18 protein-coding genes are annotated in these 14,657 nt (G+C 50.4%); all 18 read right to left on the bottom strand.

Annotation, left to right across the window (positions count from 1 at the left end; genetic code table 11):
• Position 1: 1 nt before the first annotated feature.
• The 18 genes from ABEW73_RS11770 to spoIIIAC all read right to left on the bottom strand — a co-directional run bounded on the left by ABEW73_RS11770 (position 2) and on the right by spoIIIAC (position 14,645).
• Positions 2-874: a TlyA family RNA methyltransferase gene (locus ABEW73_RS11770; protein WP_430170677.1), complete on the bottom strand. Its 873-nt coding sequence runs from the start codon at positions 872-874 to the stop codon at positions 2-4.
• A 20-nt stretch (positions 875-894) separates the two neighbouring features.
• Entirely contained in the window at positions 895-2,805 is a 1,911-nt protein-coding gene (dxs, locus tag ABEW73_RS11775; RefSeq protein WP_430170679.1) for a 1-deoxy-D-xylulose-5-phosphate synthase, read from the bottom strand.
• 109 nt (positions 2,806-2,914) lie between these two features.
• Complete coding sequence (locus ABEW73_RS11780) at positions 2,915-3,790, bottom strand: polyprenyl synthetase family protein (protein ID WP_430171246.1); 876 nt, start codon at positions 3,788-3,790, stop codon at positions 2,915-2,917.
• Between the two features lie 22 nt (positions 3,791-3,812).
• A complete protein-coding gene (gene xseB, locus ABEW73_RS11785) occupies positions 3,813-4,073 on the bottom strand; it encodes an exodeoxyribonuclease VII small subunit (protein ID WP_076320886.1) in 261 nt (86 codons plus the stop codon).
• Complete coding sequence (gene xseA / locus ABEW73_RS11790; RefSeq protein WP_430170681.1) at positions 4,063-5,433, bottom strand: exodeoxyribonuclease VII large subunit; 1,371 nt, start codon at positions 5,431-5,433, stop codon at positions 4,063-4,065. Before xseA ends, xseB begins: the two co-directional genes overlap by 11 nt.
• 1 nt (position 5,434) lies before the next feature.
• Positions 5,435-6,295, bottom strand: a complete 861-nt coding sequence (gene folD, locus ABEW73_RS11795; RefSeq protein ID WP_100536241.1) for a bifunctional methylenetetrahydrofolate dehydrogenase/methenyltetrahydrofolate cyclohydrolase FolD — start codon at positions 6,293-6,295, stop codon at positions 5,435-5,437.
• 61 nt (positions 6,296-6,356) lie between these two features.
• Complete coding sequence (gene nusB, locus ABEW73_RS11800) at positions 6,357-6,815, bottom strand: transcription antitermination factor NusB (RefSeq protein ID WP_430170683.1); 459 nt, start codon at positions 6,813-6,815, stop codon at positions 6,357-6,359.
• 177 nt (positions 6,816-6,992) lie between these two features.
• Positions 6,993-7,226 carry a DUF2273 domain-containing protein gene (locus tag ABEW73_RS11805; protein ID WP_076320882.1) on the bottom strand — a complete coding sequence of 78 codons (234 nt, stop codon included), beginning with the start codon at positions 7,224-7,226 and terminating at the stop codon, positions 6,993-6,995.
• A gap of 15 nt (positions 7,227-7,241) precedes the next feature.
• Entirely contained in the window at positions 7,242-7,781 is a 540-nt protein-coding gene (gene amaP / locus ABEW73_RS11810; protein WP_076320881.1) for an alkaline shock response membrane anchor protein AmaP, read from the bottom strand.
• Between the two features lie 72 nt (positions 7,782-7,853).
• Positions 7,854-8,267, bottom strand: coding sequence for an Asp23/Gls24 family envelope stress response protein (locus ABEW73_RS11815; RefSeq protein ID WP_009591235.1), 414 nt, complete (start codon positions 8,265-8,267; stop codon positions 7,854-7,856).
• A gap of 118 nt (positions 8,268-8,385) precedes the next feature.
• On the bottom strand, positions 8,386-9,729 hold the full coding sequence (gene accC, locus ABEW73_RS11820) for an acetyl-CoA carboxylase biotin carboxylase subunit (RefSeq protein ID WP_430170685.1): 1,344 nt from the start codon (positions 9,727-9,729) through the stop codon (positions 8,386-8,388).
• 54 nt (positions 9,730-9,783) lie between these two features.
• Positions 9,784-10,287 (bottom strand): acetyl-CoA carboxylase biotin carboxyl carrier protein, encoded by a 504-nt coding sequence (accB, locus tag ABEW73_RS11825; protein WP_430170687.1) that lies wholly within the window; start codon positions 10,285-10,287, stop codon positions 9,784-9,786.
• A 169-nt stretch (positions 10,288-10,456) separates the two neighbouring features.
• The gene (locus tag ABEW73_RS11830) at positions 10,457-11,329 is read right to left on the bottom strand and encodes a SpoIIIAH-like family protein (RefSeq protein WP_430170689.1); all 873 of its coding nucleotides are present in this window, start codon (positions 11,327-11,329) and stop codon (positions 10,457-10,459) included.
• A gap of 65 nt (positions 11,330-11,394) precedes the next feature.
• Complete coding sequence (gene spoIIIAG / locus ABEW73_RS11835; protein WP_179090583.1) at positions 11,395-12,039, bottom strand: stage III sporulation protein AG; 645 nt, start codon at positions 12,037-12,039, stop codon at positions 11,395-11,397.
• A 14-nt stretch (positions 12,040-12,053) separates the two neighbouring features.
• Positions 12,054-12,776, bottom strand: a complete 723-nt coding sequence (spoIIIAF, locus tag ABEW73_RS11840) for a stage III sporulation protein AF (RefSeq protein ID WP_430170691.1) — start codon at positions 12,774-12,776, stop codon at positions 12,054-12,056.
• Between the two features lie 41 nt (positions 12,777-12,817).
• Complete coding sequence (gene spoIIIAE / locus ABEW73_RS11845) at positions 12,818-13,969, bottom strand: stage III sporulation protein AE (RefSeq protein WP_430171248.1); 1,152 nt, start codon at positions 13,967-13,969, stop codon at positions 12,818-12,820.
• Positions 13,970-14,041: 72 nt separating this feature from the next.
• A complete protein-coding gene (gene spoIIIAD, locus ABEW73_RS11850) occupies positions 14,042-14,431 on the bottom strand; it encodes a stage III sporulation protein AD (protein WP_071223846.1) in 390 nt (129 codons plus the stop codon).
• Positions 14,432-14,441: 10 nt separating this feature from the next.
• A complete protein-coding gene (spoIIIAC, locus tag ABEW73_RS11855; RefSeq protein ID WP_007129715.1) occupies positions 14,442-14,645 on the bottom strand; it encodes a stage III sporulation protein AC in 204 nt (67 codons plus the stop codon).
• Between the last annotated feature and the right edge of the window lie 12 nt (positions 14,646-14,657).

A 14,657-nucleotide genomic window follows, 5' to 3' on the forward strand; every position in this document is an offset into this window, starting at 1 on the left:
ATCATTTCGATGAGTTTCCTGTGAATGTATGAGCCGCTTGTGTTACGACGGTATCAATCCATTGACTCAAATGGACAGATTCTTGTCCATCACCCTGAGTCGGTTCTTCCGAGCTTTCAGAAACCTCCGGCTCTAATCGCCAGTGGGCCAGGAATTCGATATTGCCTTCCCCTCCCGTAATCGGAGAGAACGTAAGATTTTTTAATTTGAACCCAATTTCGTCCGCAAAAGTCAGCACTTGCGTTAAGACTTCCCTGTGAACCTTCGGATCCCGAACCACGCCGGACTTCCCCACCTTCTCCCGCCCTGCCTCAAATTGAGGTTTGATCAGAGCAGCTACATCTCCCGGTCTACCCAGGAGCATCTTCAGGGGCGGCAAAATAATGCGAAGGGAGATAAACGAAACGTCAATGCTGGCAAAATCAGGCCGAGGGCCATTCAGATCGTCCGGCGTCATATAGCGGAAATTCGTTCGCTCCATGACACATACGCGTTCATCGTTACGAAGCGACCAATCCAACTGGTTATAACCGACGTCAATTGCGTACACGTAACTGGCCCCGTGCTGGAGTGCGCAATCCGTAAAGCCGCCCGTCGAAGAGCCGATATCCAGCATTGTGCGCCCCTTCATATCGATATCGAATGAACGAATCGCTTTCTCAAGCTTTAATCCGCCACGGCTGACGTAGGGATGAACCGAGCCTTTGACTTTCAGTTCGGACGTCCTCGGAATTTTCATGCCGGCTTTCTCGATCCGCTCGGTTCCGGCATAAACAAGACCCGCCATAATCGCAGCTTTGGCTTTTTCGCGACTCTCATAATATCCCTGCTCCACGAGCAGGATGTCAATTCGTTCTTTCTGAGATGAATCCATATTATACTCCTGATGGTTTACTAAGACATAAAACTTCTCTTGCCGAGTACGGCGGTCCGGGCATTCTTCAGGCTCCGGATTTCCTGGCAAACCGATTCCAATGTCAGCCCTACTTCTTCACGCTGCTGCGGTATGCTTCCATGCTCGATGAACCGGTCTTCGATCCCCATTAAAGATACGACGGCATCATGAATTCCCTGCTCTGCAAAATATTCCAGAACCGCGCTCCCCAAACTACCCGCTTGCGAGGCTTCCTCCAGAACCAGCATGGACGTCCCCGTCTCCGCCAGGTTCCGCAGCATACCTCCATCAAGCGGTTTAAGGAAACGGGCGTTCACGACTTGCACCGTAATTCCTTCCCGTTTGAGCTGCTCCGCCGCTTCTTCAGCCAATTGAACCATAGGACCCGCTGCCAGAATGGCGTATCCTTCGCCAGGACGAACGACTTCCCAAGTTCCAATCGGAATCGGTACCAGCTCGGTGTCCATTGGAACGCCGCGCACATTGTTTCGAGGGTAGCGGTATGCGATAGGTCCCTCGTTATAATCGAGCGCTGTTTTCATCATATGACGAAGCTCGTTCTCGTCTTTTGGCATCATGATAACGATATTCGGGATATGACGCATAAAGGCCACGTCGTATACCCCTTGATGAGTCTCGCCATCGGCACCGACAAAGCCGGCACGGTCAATCGCAAACATCACGTTGGCGTTATGGCGGCAAATATCATGCACGATTTGGTCGTACGCACGCTGCATAAACGTGGAATACACCGCAAAGACAGGCTTCATGCCTTCCATAGCCAATGCTGCGCACAAGGTCGCAGCATGCTGCTCGGCAATGCCCACATCGATCATACGATCAGGGAATTTCTTGCTGAACGGGATCAAGCCGGAGCCGCCCGGCATCGCCGGCGTAACGGCCACGATCCGCTTGTCCTGTTCCCCCAGCTCAACCAGCGTCTGTCCGAACACTTCCGTGTACATTGGATTGCCCACAGTTTTAAGCATTTGACCAGATTCGATCTTGTAAGGAGTAGAAACACCATGCCATTTATGAGAATCCGATTCTGCCGGCCGGTATCCCTTGCCTTTGGTTGTGACGGCATGAATCAGAACGGGTCCGTCCACATTATCTGCCTGCTTTAACGTGTCGATCAGTTTGTTCAGATCATGTCCGTCCACAGGACCCAGATAGGTAAACCCGAGTTCCTCGAATAAAACGCCGGGAACCATCATATATTTAAGGCTGTCCTTCATCTTCTCTGCCGTCTTGGCGAGTTTGCCGCCGATGGCAGGAATTTTCTTCAGGAGCATTTCCACTTCGTCCTTGGCACGAAGATAATAACGATCGGAACGGATCTTGCTTAAGTAATTGTGCATGGCACCCACATTCGGTGCAATCGACATTTCATTGTCATTCAGGATGACCATCAGCTTTTTCTGCTCGTGGCCAATGTGATTGAGCGCTTCAAACGCCATGCCGCCGGTAAGGGCACCGTCACCGATCATGGCGATAACCCGGTTGTTGTCACCTTTCAGATCACGCGCCATTGCCATACCCATTGCAGCAGACAGCGAGGTGCTGCTGTGTCCGGCTTCCCAGACATCATGCTCGCTTTCGGAACGCTTTACGAAGCCGCACAAGCCTTTGTATTTTCGGAGCGTATCAAATTTATCCATCCGTCCGGTCAAGATCTTGTGTACATAGGCTTGATGGCCCACGTCAAAAATCATCTTGTCACGAGGGCTGTCAAAGCAATAGTGCAAGGCCAGCGTGAGTTCAACCACTCCCAGATTCGGTGCAAGATGGCCACCGGTAGCGGACAGCTTTTCGATAAGAAAATAACGGATTTGTCCTGCTAAATCCTCGAGTTCGTCCACCGATAGATGTTTAAGTTGTTCGGGATGCTTGATATTTGGAAGAAGCACGAAGAATCTCCCCGCTTTCCTTGATTAAGTTTACGTTTCTTTAGCTGATATGAATTCAGCCATTAACAGACATTATATCACAAAAAAACCGTTTGCATGTAAAGCGTGCTTAGTGGTCCCGCGCCATCAAGAAATCTGCAATCTCCAGCAATCTGGAGGGATCTTTGAAATTCCCTTCTAAAATGGACCGCTTAGCTTCTGCTGTCAGGCGCTCAACTTCACCCCTGGATGCGTCCAAACCGATGAAGTACGGATACGTTACTTTTTCCTGTTTCACATCGCTTTGTACCGGCTTCCCAAGCTTGGACTCATCCCCGACCAGATCCAGGATATCATCTTGAATCTGAAAAGCTAGGCCGATATGATGCCCAAAGGTTCGCAAGGATTCAATTTGGGATTCCGAACATCCGGCAATATGCCCGCCTGCCATTAGCGAGAACATGATCAGATCACTCGTCTTGTGCAGGTGAATATACTCAAGCTGCTCAAGCGTCGTTATCCCTTGTTCACCCTCCATATCGGCAACCTGCCCGCCTACCATTCCCCGCGGACCTGCATACTCTGCAAGATCCTCTACAATCGACAGCACACGCTCTGCCGGGATTCCATGCTTTCTGGAAGCCTGGATAACGCTGTAAAAGGCATGCGTCAGTAAGGCATCACCGGCCAAAATAGCGCTCGCTTCGCCAAAAACCTTATGATTTGTTGGCTTGCCGCGGCGATAATCATCATCATCCATCGCTGGCAGATCGTCGTGTATAAGGGAATATGTATGGACCATCTCAACGGCGCAAGCGACCGGAAGGGCTGCGTCACGGTTGCCGCCTCCCGCCTCGCATGCCGCAATGACAAGCAGCGGACGCATTCGCTTCCCGCCTGCCATTAAAGAATACGACATGGACTGGCGAAGGGTTTCAGGAACTTTCCAACCTGGCGGAAAAAGATTGGTTAGCTCGCTATCCAGTCTGTCCCAAATATCACTCATATATTGATGAATCGGAAGTCTGTTATTCACCTAGTTCACCTGTCTCATCAAGCGATCCACCAAAAGGCTTACGCTTCAGTTCTCCGCCTTCTTCTACGATCATTTCGATTTTTTGCTCCACCTGCTCCAGCTTTTTGCTGCACATCTGCGACAGCTTCATGCCCTGTTGAAATAAATCGATGGCTTTTTCCAGCGGCACGTCTCCATCTTCCAATTGCTCCACAATCGTCTCGAGCTGAGCCATCGCTTCTTCAAAACTGATCTCCAATGTTTCATTCGCCATTCTCTTCATCCTCCTTCATTCCCCACACTTGACACTGCAGCTGTCCATCGCTGACCCTCACGTTAACCAAATCACCTAACTGAACATCTTCGATGGATTTGACAAGCTTTTGCTCTTGCTCGTCATACACGAGACTATATCCTCTGGACATAATTTTCAGCGGACTGAGCGCATCGAGATGCCGCATTTCGGTTTGCAGCTGCGACATCTTGGATTTCATGATCGACTGCATTGCGTTCATTAACTGCCGGTTAGCCTGATCTTTTCTTCTCGCGGCGAACTCCGCCTGGGTTCGCGGATTATACCGGATTAATCCCTGATGCAGTGATTTTTGCCGCTGATGGACCAGGGACAGCCGGGATTTCAGGTTGCCCTGCAGCCGCTGGGACAGCATGTCCAACCGTTCGGCATGCTGCAGCATATACCGACGAGGATGAACCAGAACCGGGGAACGCTGGAGCGAAACTAAGCGTTCACGACTTCGCTTAAGTCGCTGCTGAAGTCCCTGGTTGAGCTGGCGCTGGCTTTGTACAAGCTGCCCCTTCAGTTCCGCACTGCTCGGTACCGCGAGTTCCGCGGCGGCCGTTGGCGTAGCTGCTCGTAAATCCGCTACAAAATCGGCGATCGTAAAATCCGTTTCGTGTCCAACGGCGGAAATAACAGGAATATCGGATTGATAAATAGCTCTTGCAACGATCTCCTCATTAAATGCCCACAGCTCTTCCAGTGATCCGCCGCCGCGCCCAACGATGAGCACATCGGCCTCGGCCATGTCATTCATCGTTCGAATAGCCTTCACGATCGAAGGAGCAGCCCCTTTGCCTTGAACCAGCACCGGATAAAGAATGGCTCTTGCTTGAGGGTACCGTCTCCGGATCGTAATCATAATATCCCGAACAGCGGCACCCGTCGGCGAGGTAATAACACCAATCGTCTTGGGATAACGCGGCAAAGGGCGTTTGCGTTCGGTTGCAAACAAGCCCTCTTCCGCAAGCTTCGACTTCAGCTGTTCATAAGCAAGGTACAAACTGCCGATCCCGTCAGGCTGCATTTGAACCGCATAGAATTGGTACTGACCATCCCGTTCATATACCGACACATTGCCCCTGGCAATAACGCGAGAGCCTTCCTTCGGTATAAAAGGGAGCCTCTGATTATGTGTCGCAAACATGATCGCACGAATCCGGCTGCCTTCATCCTTTAAGGTAAAGTACATATGCCCGCTGGAATGATGGGTGAAATTCGAAATTTCACCGCGGATCCATACGTCGGAGAGCCTGGAGTCGCCTTCCATTTTCATGCGGATATAACGGTTTAAATCCTTAACGGATAATACTCGTCCTGGATCTGCCGACTTCATATCAGCTCAACCCATTCAGCCTTTTGGCGGCTATCAAGGTATTCTGCATGAGCATCGTAATGGTCATGGGTCCCACCCCTCCGGGAACCGGAGTAATCGGACCTGACACTTCCTTCACGCTCTCAAAGTCAACGTCCCCGGCAAGCTTTCCGTTCTCCAAACGGTTCATGCCGACATCGATTACGACCGCGCCGGGCTTCACGTAACTGGCATCAATCATATTCGCTCTGCCGATCGCAACAACCAGGATATCCGCTTGACGAGCGATTTCAGCCATATTCCCCGTTCTAGAGTGACACATCGTAACGGTGGCATTCTCGCGCTGGAGGAGAAGGGATACCGGTTTGCCAACGATATTGGATCTTCCGATTACAACAGCATGCTTCCCTGCAATCTCAATGCCTGTCCGCTTGATCATTTCAATCACGCCGGCAGGTGTGCACGGCAGCAGACTATCGTCGCCTATTACGAGGTTACCCACATTAACCGGATGGAAACCGTCGACGTCCTTTTCCACTGCAATCGCATCAATGACGGCCTTCTCATGGATGTGCTTGGGCAAAGGGAGCTGGACCAAAATTCCGTGAATGGATTCCTGGGCGTTGAGCTTGTCCACAAGCGCCAGTACTTCTTCCTGGCTGGATTCCGCGGAAAGACGGTGCACCTCGGAATAAAAGCCCAGATCCTGACATGCTTTCTCCTTGTTGCGAACGTAAACATGCGAAGCCGGATCATCCCCTACAAGTACAACAGCCAAACCAGGACGTACATTCTGCTTGGACAATTGTTCTACTTCTAACGCAATCCCCTTGCGAATTTCTTCAGAAATCTGTTTTCCGCTAATTATCGTTGCTGCTGTCATCCTAATCTCTCCTCCATTATGATGGAATGATATCGTTTCAAGCTTAGCTTAAGCGTACAGATTAAGACTGACGCAGCTTCGCCTTGACTTGATCCAGCTCCTGAATCATCCGGCCCAGTACGCCGTTGACGAATTTTCCTGACTCCTCGGTTCCGAAATGCTTGGACAACTCAATCGCTTCATTAACGGCTACCTTGCCAGGCACATCTTCACGGGATGTAAGTTCATATACAGCCAAACGCAGGATTTGACGATCCACACGGGAAAGACGACTTACCTGCCAGCCTTTTAAATAATGAGCGAGCAGTTCATCAATCGAATCCTTGCATTCCCAGGTTCCATTGACCAATTGCAGCACATACTCCTTCACTTGACCTTCGTCGCCGATGACCCGCTCGGTCTCATTTTCTTCGGCCGCTTCCGAGAGCAGCATCGACACGGCTTCGACACTGTCGACTTCGTTCATCTCCATCTGGTAAAGGCTTTGAACGACAATCTCTCTTACTACACGTCTTTTCATTTTGTTCCTCCTGTGGACCCTGCTGAATCCATTTTTCTAATTAGTATGATCCATTTGCCGTCAAGACTTGACAACATTTAAAAGGTCAAAAAAAAAACCTGTGAATATCTCTCTCCGCAAAAAAGGCGCACTACACCTGTCCTCAGCATTTTTTCCGGAGAAAGCATATCACAGGGTTCATTTAAACGGCCGCCAGCGCTCGGAAAGCCATCGTCCCCATTCCTGAAAGTGGAACACGGAGCCCTGCTTCAGATCCTTGCGCTTGCCAAATATATAGCCGATAAATACCACTAATGCAAAGAACAGCATATCCCAAAAACCGGATAATAAGTAAATCAGTCCGCACACAAGCCCGCCGGTCACCCCGGCAATTCTTCCTCTGTGACTCTCCCATATTTCTTTCCAAGGCATTGGGGAAGCTCACCTCTATTCCACGCGGCTCTTGAAGCTTGGTGCCTGAACCACGTTAGCAATATATACGGATACGGATGAGACGGGTATTCCTGTTGTATCTTCAACGAAGTCGTGCACCTGCTTCTGTACTTCCGTTGTCAGTGTAGGAATGGATTCCTCGCCATCAACCACGGCGCGTATCGCAATATCAAGACCCGATTGGGATACCTTGATCCTGGATTTCAAATCTTTGACTCCACGGACGCGCGAAGCCGCCTTGAGACAGAGATTCTCGATCGTCTCCACAGAGATTTGAATGTCACCAAACTCCGTGCGCTGATCGATGGAATTCAGGTTTGAGCGATCGCGTCTTACGGAGATGTAGAAGAAACGGATGCTCAGTAAAAACAAAACCGCAGCTACGATAATTCCAGCCCAGAAAAGGCGTTGTTCCTGAACGCTTGTTAATTCATACGGAACAGCGCCACTCAACAGGAGGATGGCAACTACGGATATGACACCGATACTTAAGCTGTAGATAAACAGCAAAAGTCTGTCCATTAATTTGGCCACGATTCAGCACAGCCTCCTTAAAATTAGATTAAACCCTCGACATCGCTGCCCAGGGCTAGCCTGAAAGTATTCTTATTTCACGCGTTGAGCCAGATCCAATTCTTCCGTCTTCTCTACGGATTTCATGAAATGGACATCATGAATATGTACATTGACTTCAATCACCGTAAGCCCTGTCATATTCTCAATCGAACGTTTCACGTTGCGCTGGATTTCTCCGGCTACTTCAGGAAGACGATGACCATACTCCACGATAACGGATACGTCAACAGCAGCTTCCCGTTGTCCAACTTCCACTTTAACACCCTTGGATAAATTCTTGCGTCCGAGCAGCTCGGCAATGCCGCCTGCAAAGCCGCCGCTCATCCCTGCAACCCCACGTACTTCTACCGTAGCAAGTCCAGCGATGACTTCAATAACTTCCGGAGCGATCTGAATTTCACCAATATCTGTACGTTCAAATTCTGTAGGCAAAGTTTCCGCCATTGTCTCAACACACCTTTCGGAATAAGTTAGCGGATGCACCCCAACTGCTTAAGGCATGCGCTCTTATTACTCATACTATACCATTTGGCCAAGTTTATGACAAACTTGGCCAAAGGTTTCAAATCTCATTATCTTCCAAAAATTTAATATCGAAGTCACCCTTCAAGAAGGTAGGATGCTTGAGCAATTTCTGATGGAACGGGATGGTTGAATAGATCCCTTCGATCTCGAATTCGGCCAATGCGCGCTTCATCTTCGCGATGGCTTCATCGCGGGTCGGCGCCCATACAATCAGCTTGGCAATCATCGAGTCATAATAAGGCGAAATGGTATAACCGGGATATGCCGCACTGTCTACCCGCACGCCAGGACCTCCTGGAGGCAAATAGAACTGAATAGTTCCAGGCGCAGGCATAAAGTTCTTGTCCGGATTCTCGGCATTAATCCGACACTCGATGGACCAGCCATTAATAACGACTTCCTCTTGCGTGAAAGAAAGCGTGTTTCCTTCGGCAACGGAAATCATTTCCTGAATCAGATCAACCCCGGTCACCATCTCGGTCACCGGATGCTCCACCTGAATCCGCGTGTTCATCTCCATGAAGTAGAACTGACCGTCCTGGCCGAGCAAAAATTCAAGCGTACCTGCACCGGAATAGTTAACGGCCTTTGCGGCCCGAACGGCGGCTTCGCCCATCCGGCTGCGTACCTCTTCACTTAGCACCGGACAAGGAGCTTCCTCAACAAGCTTTTGTCTCCGGCGCTGCACAGAACAGTCACGCTCCCCGAGATGCACGGCGTTGCCATGTTTGTCGGCGATAATTTGAATCTCTACATGCTTCATGCCGGTTAAATATTTCTCCAGATATACGCCTGCATTGCCGAAGGCCTTCTGGGCTTCCTGCTGCGCGTTTGTAATCTGTTTAACCAGCGCTTCTTCATCCTCGGCGATCCGAATTCCCTTACCTCCGCCACCTGCAGTAGCCTTGATAATGATTGGATATCCGATATCGCGGGCAAGCATAACGGCCTCATTCAAATCCTCGACCAATCCGTCGGATCCCGGAATAACCGGGACACCTGCATCCTTCATCGTCTGCTTCGCAACAGCCTTATCTCCCATACGGTTGATCGCGTCAGCGGAAGGACCGATAAAGGTTATGTTGCAGGATTCACAAATCTCCGCGAAATCCGCGTTCTCGGCCAAAAAGCCATACCCGGGATGAATGGCGTCACACTCGGTCAGTGTAGCAACGCTCATGATATTGGTAAAATTCAAATAGCTGTCTTTCGATAACGTAGGGCCGATGCAATAGGCCTCATCCGCCAAGCGAACATGCAGGGATTCCCGGTCCGGCTCCGAATATACGGCCACCGTTGCGATGCCAAGTTCCCGGCAAGCCCGGATGATACGAACGGCAATCTCTCCCCGGTTCGCGATTAGCACTTTTTGAAATGTCATGCAGTAACCTCCTTCGGACTCTTGCGACTCTCGTTCTTGGCGAGTCCCTCCATATTACTCCGGTTTCACCAGAAACAGAGGCTGCCCGAATTCTACAAGTTGACCGTTCTGTGCGAGAACCTCTACGATTTCGCCTTTGATCTCTGCTTCCAGTTCATTCATCAGCTTCATGGCCTCAATGATGCAGACCGTCGATTTATCAGTCACCTTGTCCCCGGGGCTGACAAATGGCCCAGCCTCAGGCGATGGGGAACGATAGAAAGTTCCTACCATCGGTGATACGATTTTATGTAATGAGCTGTTGCCATCCTCCACGGAATCCTGCTGTGGTGCAGCTGCAGGTGCTTGATTCCCCGTATTCGGCTGTACGATTTGTGGTGCCATCATTTGCTGTGCCGGTATGAACGCTTGCGGCGCTGCCTGATAGTTGTTAACCACCTCGGCTGCATTGGGTTTCTTAATGGATAAGCGTGTACCTTCGCTCTCAATTTCCAGCTCATGCACGGATGTTTGATCCACCAGCTTAATAAGTTCCTTGATTTCGTTTAATTTAAACATTATCGACGTTCACTCCTTCACTTTCTTGGAAGCCCTTGCTTAGGACAGTCAGTCAATAGCTTAGAGTATTATATCACAATCGAGCGAAATAGAAAGAGCCCAAGGCAATCCTTAGACTCTTTCGGTTTTATAATATATCCGTGATTTATGTTGAAATCTGCGGACAAGCTTATGGCGCAACATATTGAACGGTTACTTTATCCGGCGAAACCTTCAGTTCCTTCATCACAAGACTCACGATGCCGGCTGCACCTTTGGCATCGAGTTTCTCACTCAGTACGACCACATTATACTTCTCGCTCTCTTCCTTCACAACGGCGTTTCCGTATTGCTGCTGAAGGGCTTCTTCGATGCTGAGAATCACTTCTTCTCTCGCTTCGGCCGATTTCAGCTGTTCGGTAGCTTGAGCTGTTTGCTCCGGCTTGTTTTCATGATTGTCGATCTTTGTCATTAACTCATCGTATAATTTCATATTTTTTTGTGAGCGGTCCAATTTATAGGACTCCAACTGGGCTGCTGCAGATGTTGCATTGGCAGCCACTTGCTCCAGCACTTCTTCATCCGATTTCTTACCGTTGCTGGTGCTGCTTGTGTCTTTGGAGTCCTTGGCACCCTCTTTGCCTGTGCTGCTAGCGTCTTTGGAATTCTCGGCACCCTCTTGGGATTCCTTCACTTCCGGCTCTTCCGTTTTACCGGCTTCGCCGCTGGCTTTTCCTTGATCCCCTTGCTCACCCTGTGTTGCTTCTGCAGGGTCTCCCGTGCTGGCCGCACCGGTATCGCCCGTTGCAGTTCCTTGCTCATTGGCACCGGAATCACCGTCAGTACCTTCTTCAAGCACTTCGTTCACAACCAGCTCGTCGCCAGTGCCTGCGGTTCCGTTTGCTTCTTGTCCGACACCTGGCTTCTGACCGTCCACTTGCGTGCTCTCGGCAACCGGCGGCGCTTTCGTTCCCGAATCGTCGGTGAATAAGTAGTAGGCTGACAGGATGACCATCAAACTGAGCATGGATACTAACCATATGGTTTGTCTTTTGTTATTCATTTGAACGTTTCCTCCTTTAAATGAAAACCTTGGCACGAATGATCGGATCATTCGAGAGGCTGCGGTTATTCCTGTTTACGAGGGACAACGGATATACGATAAGACGGGACATTGAGGCCTCGCTGGATCGCATCCACGATCAAGCTCTTTACAACATCATTCTCGGCGCCCTTGGCTACGACGAGCACCCCCCGGACTTGAGGTTTGATCTTCTTGGTGACGATCGGCGTTTCTTCCCCGGAAGATTCATAGGTGACAATCTGGCCATCACGCTGATAACTTGTTACATGACGCTTACCTCCGTTAGCATCAGTTTCCTCCGTCAGTTCCTGTGTATCTTTCATGTCACGCTGGACGACCAATTCCTCTGTAGATTCCACAGTCACCATGACATCGACGGACCCAACCCCAACAATCTGTTCCAGCATGGTTTTAGTGCGCATTTCAAAATCCTGCTCGATACTTTCAAACTCACCGCCGCCGCTGGTTGAAGTCCCGCCTTGGGTCGTCGAGACCGCGGCCGTCTCCGGTGGCGGCTCGCGACCGATATTCTCATGATCCAGCTTCTTCACATTGACGAAAGAGTTGAACAGCATAATCGCAACGCCGATCAGACCAAGAATGATCAACCACCTGAAGGTTTGCATTTTTCTTGCTCCGCCAGCGCCTCCGCCCAGCCATTGTTCCAACCGCTTCAACCAATTTCCCATCATCCTCACCTCCGCTACAGCTTTTTATCCTGCTCCTGCCCTGGCATATAGATCGTGATCAGATCCGGCTCCAAATCCCACCGGCGGCTAATGTAATTCCGAACCGGCTCTGCTCTTGCTTCATCAGCCTTGCTCACAGCTTCTGCATTTGTTTTCGCCGCAGCCTTCCCATCCCGTTCCGATTGCACGGATTCAACATTCACCTGAACGGAATCCACTGTCTCTATGCCGATGGGTTGCTTATCATCGCTGTTCTCTACCTCTGCATTCTCCGATTCACCTCCAACCAGTCTTACGTCAACAGATCGTATCGTAGCGCCTGCATATCCCTTGTCCTGCCTAGCAACTGCAGCCAGCACCACCTTGACCTCCTGAACCGTTTCCCCCGTTTCTGCGGCAATCTCTTCTTTCATCACCCGGGCTAATTCGTTGCCCGCCCACTGAAGGCTTTGACTCTGCTGCGTTTCCTTCAGCTTCTCGGCCTGTGCCAGAATATGCTCCAGCTGAACCTCCTCCGGCAGACCTTTCTCCTGCCGCTCCAGCTCCATCGCCAGTTGATTCTCGGGGGGATCCGTTATCAATGTAATAATCGGGCTAAGCAGCGTAAGCAGAATTAACAGGCTCAGGACTAATCTGGCGTATCGTTCAAGCGCCTTGCCGGGAAGTATCAAATCAACGAAGGCTGCAAAGAGAACCACCATGATGACGCTTTTCAACCAACCTCCAAGCCAGTCCATTCGTCATTCCTCCTAAAGATTAGCCGCCGCTATATTCTGCCTCACCTCATCATGACGGTAATGTTGCCTGCCGTGAGCAGAATCGTGATGGCCAGGAAGAACATCATACTGACTGCAGCCAAAGCTGTAAAAACATACAGCATCGTCTTTCCGATCGTCTGCAGGCAGGTGCCGATCGGGGTGTCTCCGAGCGGCTGCATGACGGCCGCTGCGACGTTATATATCAAGGCAAGCGTCAAGATCTTGATCGCAGGGAATGCGCAAAGAAACAAAATAATGATGACTCCTGCCAGCCCGATGGAATTCTTGACGAGTAATGAGGCCGAGATCACGGTATCCGTTGCGTCTGCGAACATCTTGCCGACTACCGGAACGAAATTGCCGGTTACATATTTGGCTGCTCGGATCGTCACACCGTCCGTAACCGAGCTGGTAAGTCCTTGGACGGAGATAACCCCGAGGAACACGGTAAGCAGCACACCCAGAACGCCCATCGAAACACCTCGCAGCAGGTTGCCCAGCTGGGTCAGCTTGTACTTTTCGGATAGCGAACTAACCAGATGCAGGAGAGCCGAGAAGAACAGAAGCGGGAACACAATCGTGCTGATCAGCGTACCTACCGTATGTACCATGAAGATGACTAGCGGATGAGCCACCGAGACGGTCACGACATTGCCCATCGAAGCCATCAGTGCAAAGAGCAAGGGAAGCATCGCCATCATGAAATCAATCATTTGGGTAATGGCGTCCCGGGCATATCCAATCGCGATGCTGAAGCTGTTAACGGCAATGACCAAGACAACCATGTAACAGATGGTATAGGCAACCCGACTCACGGTGCTTTTTTCGAAGGCCGTCTGCAGATTCTCAAGGATCAGACTCATGATGCTCAGCATCACAATGGTCGCCAGCAGCTTGCCGTTATAAAGAACCTCGTGCCACAAATACTTTCCTATGCCGGACATGACCCCTTTGAAGCTAATACCATCGCCGCCCGGCAGCAGCATATCCATCAGGGACGGCGTCTTTCCATCCGGGAAGAAACCGCCGTAATCCTTCATGAGCCGGTCCCAGTATTTCTCGACCTGGTCTGTCGGCAGCTGCTGCGTCTGCTGCTCTACCCACTCATCGGCCGGATTTGCCGCTGCAGCCGCACTTATCGTTCCGCAGAACATCCCGGACATAAACAACATCAGGACCAGTAGACGAAACACGGCCATGCCTTTTCGAAGTATAACGCCTGTAACCATGTCCCCCCACCTTTTTCAAGCCGGGAGGAGCTTCAGGACCGTCTCGATGATGATCCCGATAATCGGTACAGCGAGCACCAATATGAGCACTTTTCCCGCCAGTTCTATTTTGGATGCGATCGATTCCTGTCCGGCATCTCGTACGATCTGGGCCCCCATCTCCGCAATATAGGCAATTCCGATGATTTTCAGAACGGTCTTCAGATAAATGATTTGGACACCGGAGTTCTCCGCCAAATCTTCCAGCATGGATAAGACATTTCCGATCTTCCCGATCAGGAACAGGAAGATGAGGAGAGAGGTCGCCACTGCCAGAAGAAAGGCAAAGAGCGGCTTCTGTTCCTTGACAACCAAGATCAGCACGGTAGCGATGATGCCCAGTCCTACCACCTGGATAATTTCCATATAAGTCCACCTACTGGAATAGAAAAATACTTTTGATTTCCTTGAGCAAATCATCAAGCAGTCTGACGACCATAAACAGCACAACCACAAACCCGATCAGGGTTACCCAATGTGCCATATCCTCTTTCCCCATCTGTTTCAGGACGGTATGAATCATGGCAATGATGATCCCGATACCGGCAATCTGGAAGATGGCGTTCACTTCAATGTTCATTTCCCTTGGCAC

The organism is Paenibacillus lautus, from assembly GCF_050482385.1.
Classification (GTDB): domain Bacteria; phylum Bacillota; class Bacilli; order Paenibacillales; family Paenibacillaceae; genus Paenibacillus_AQ; species Paenibacillus_AQ lautus_B.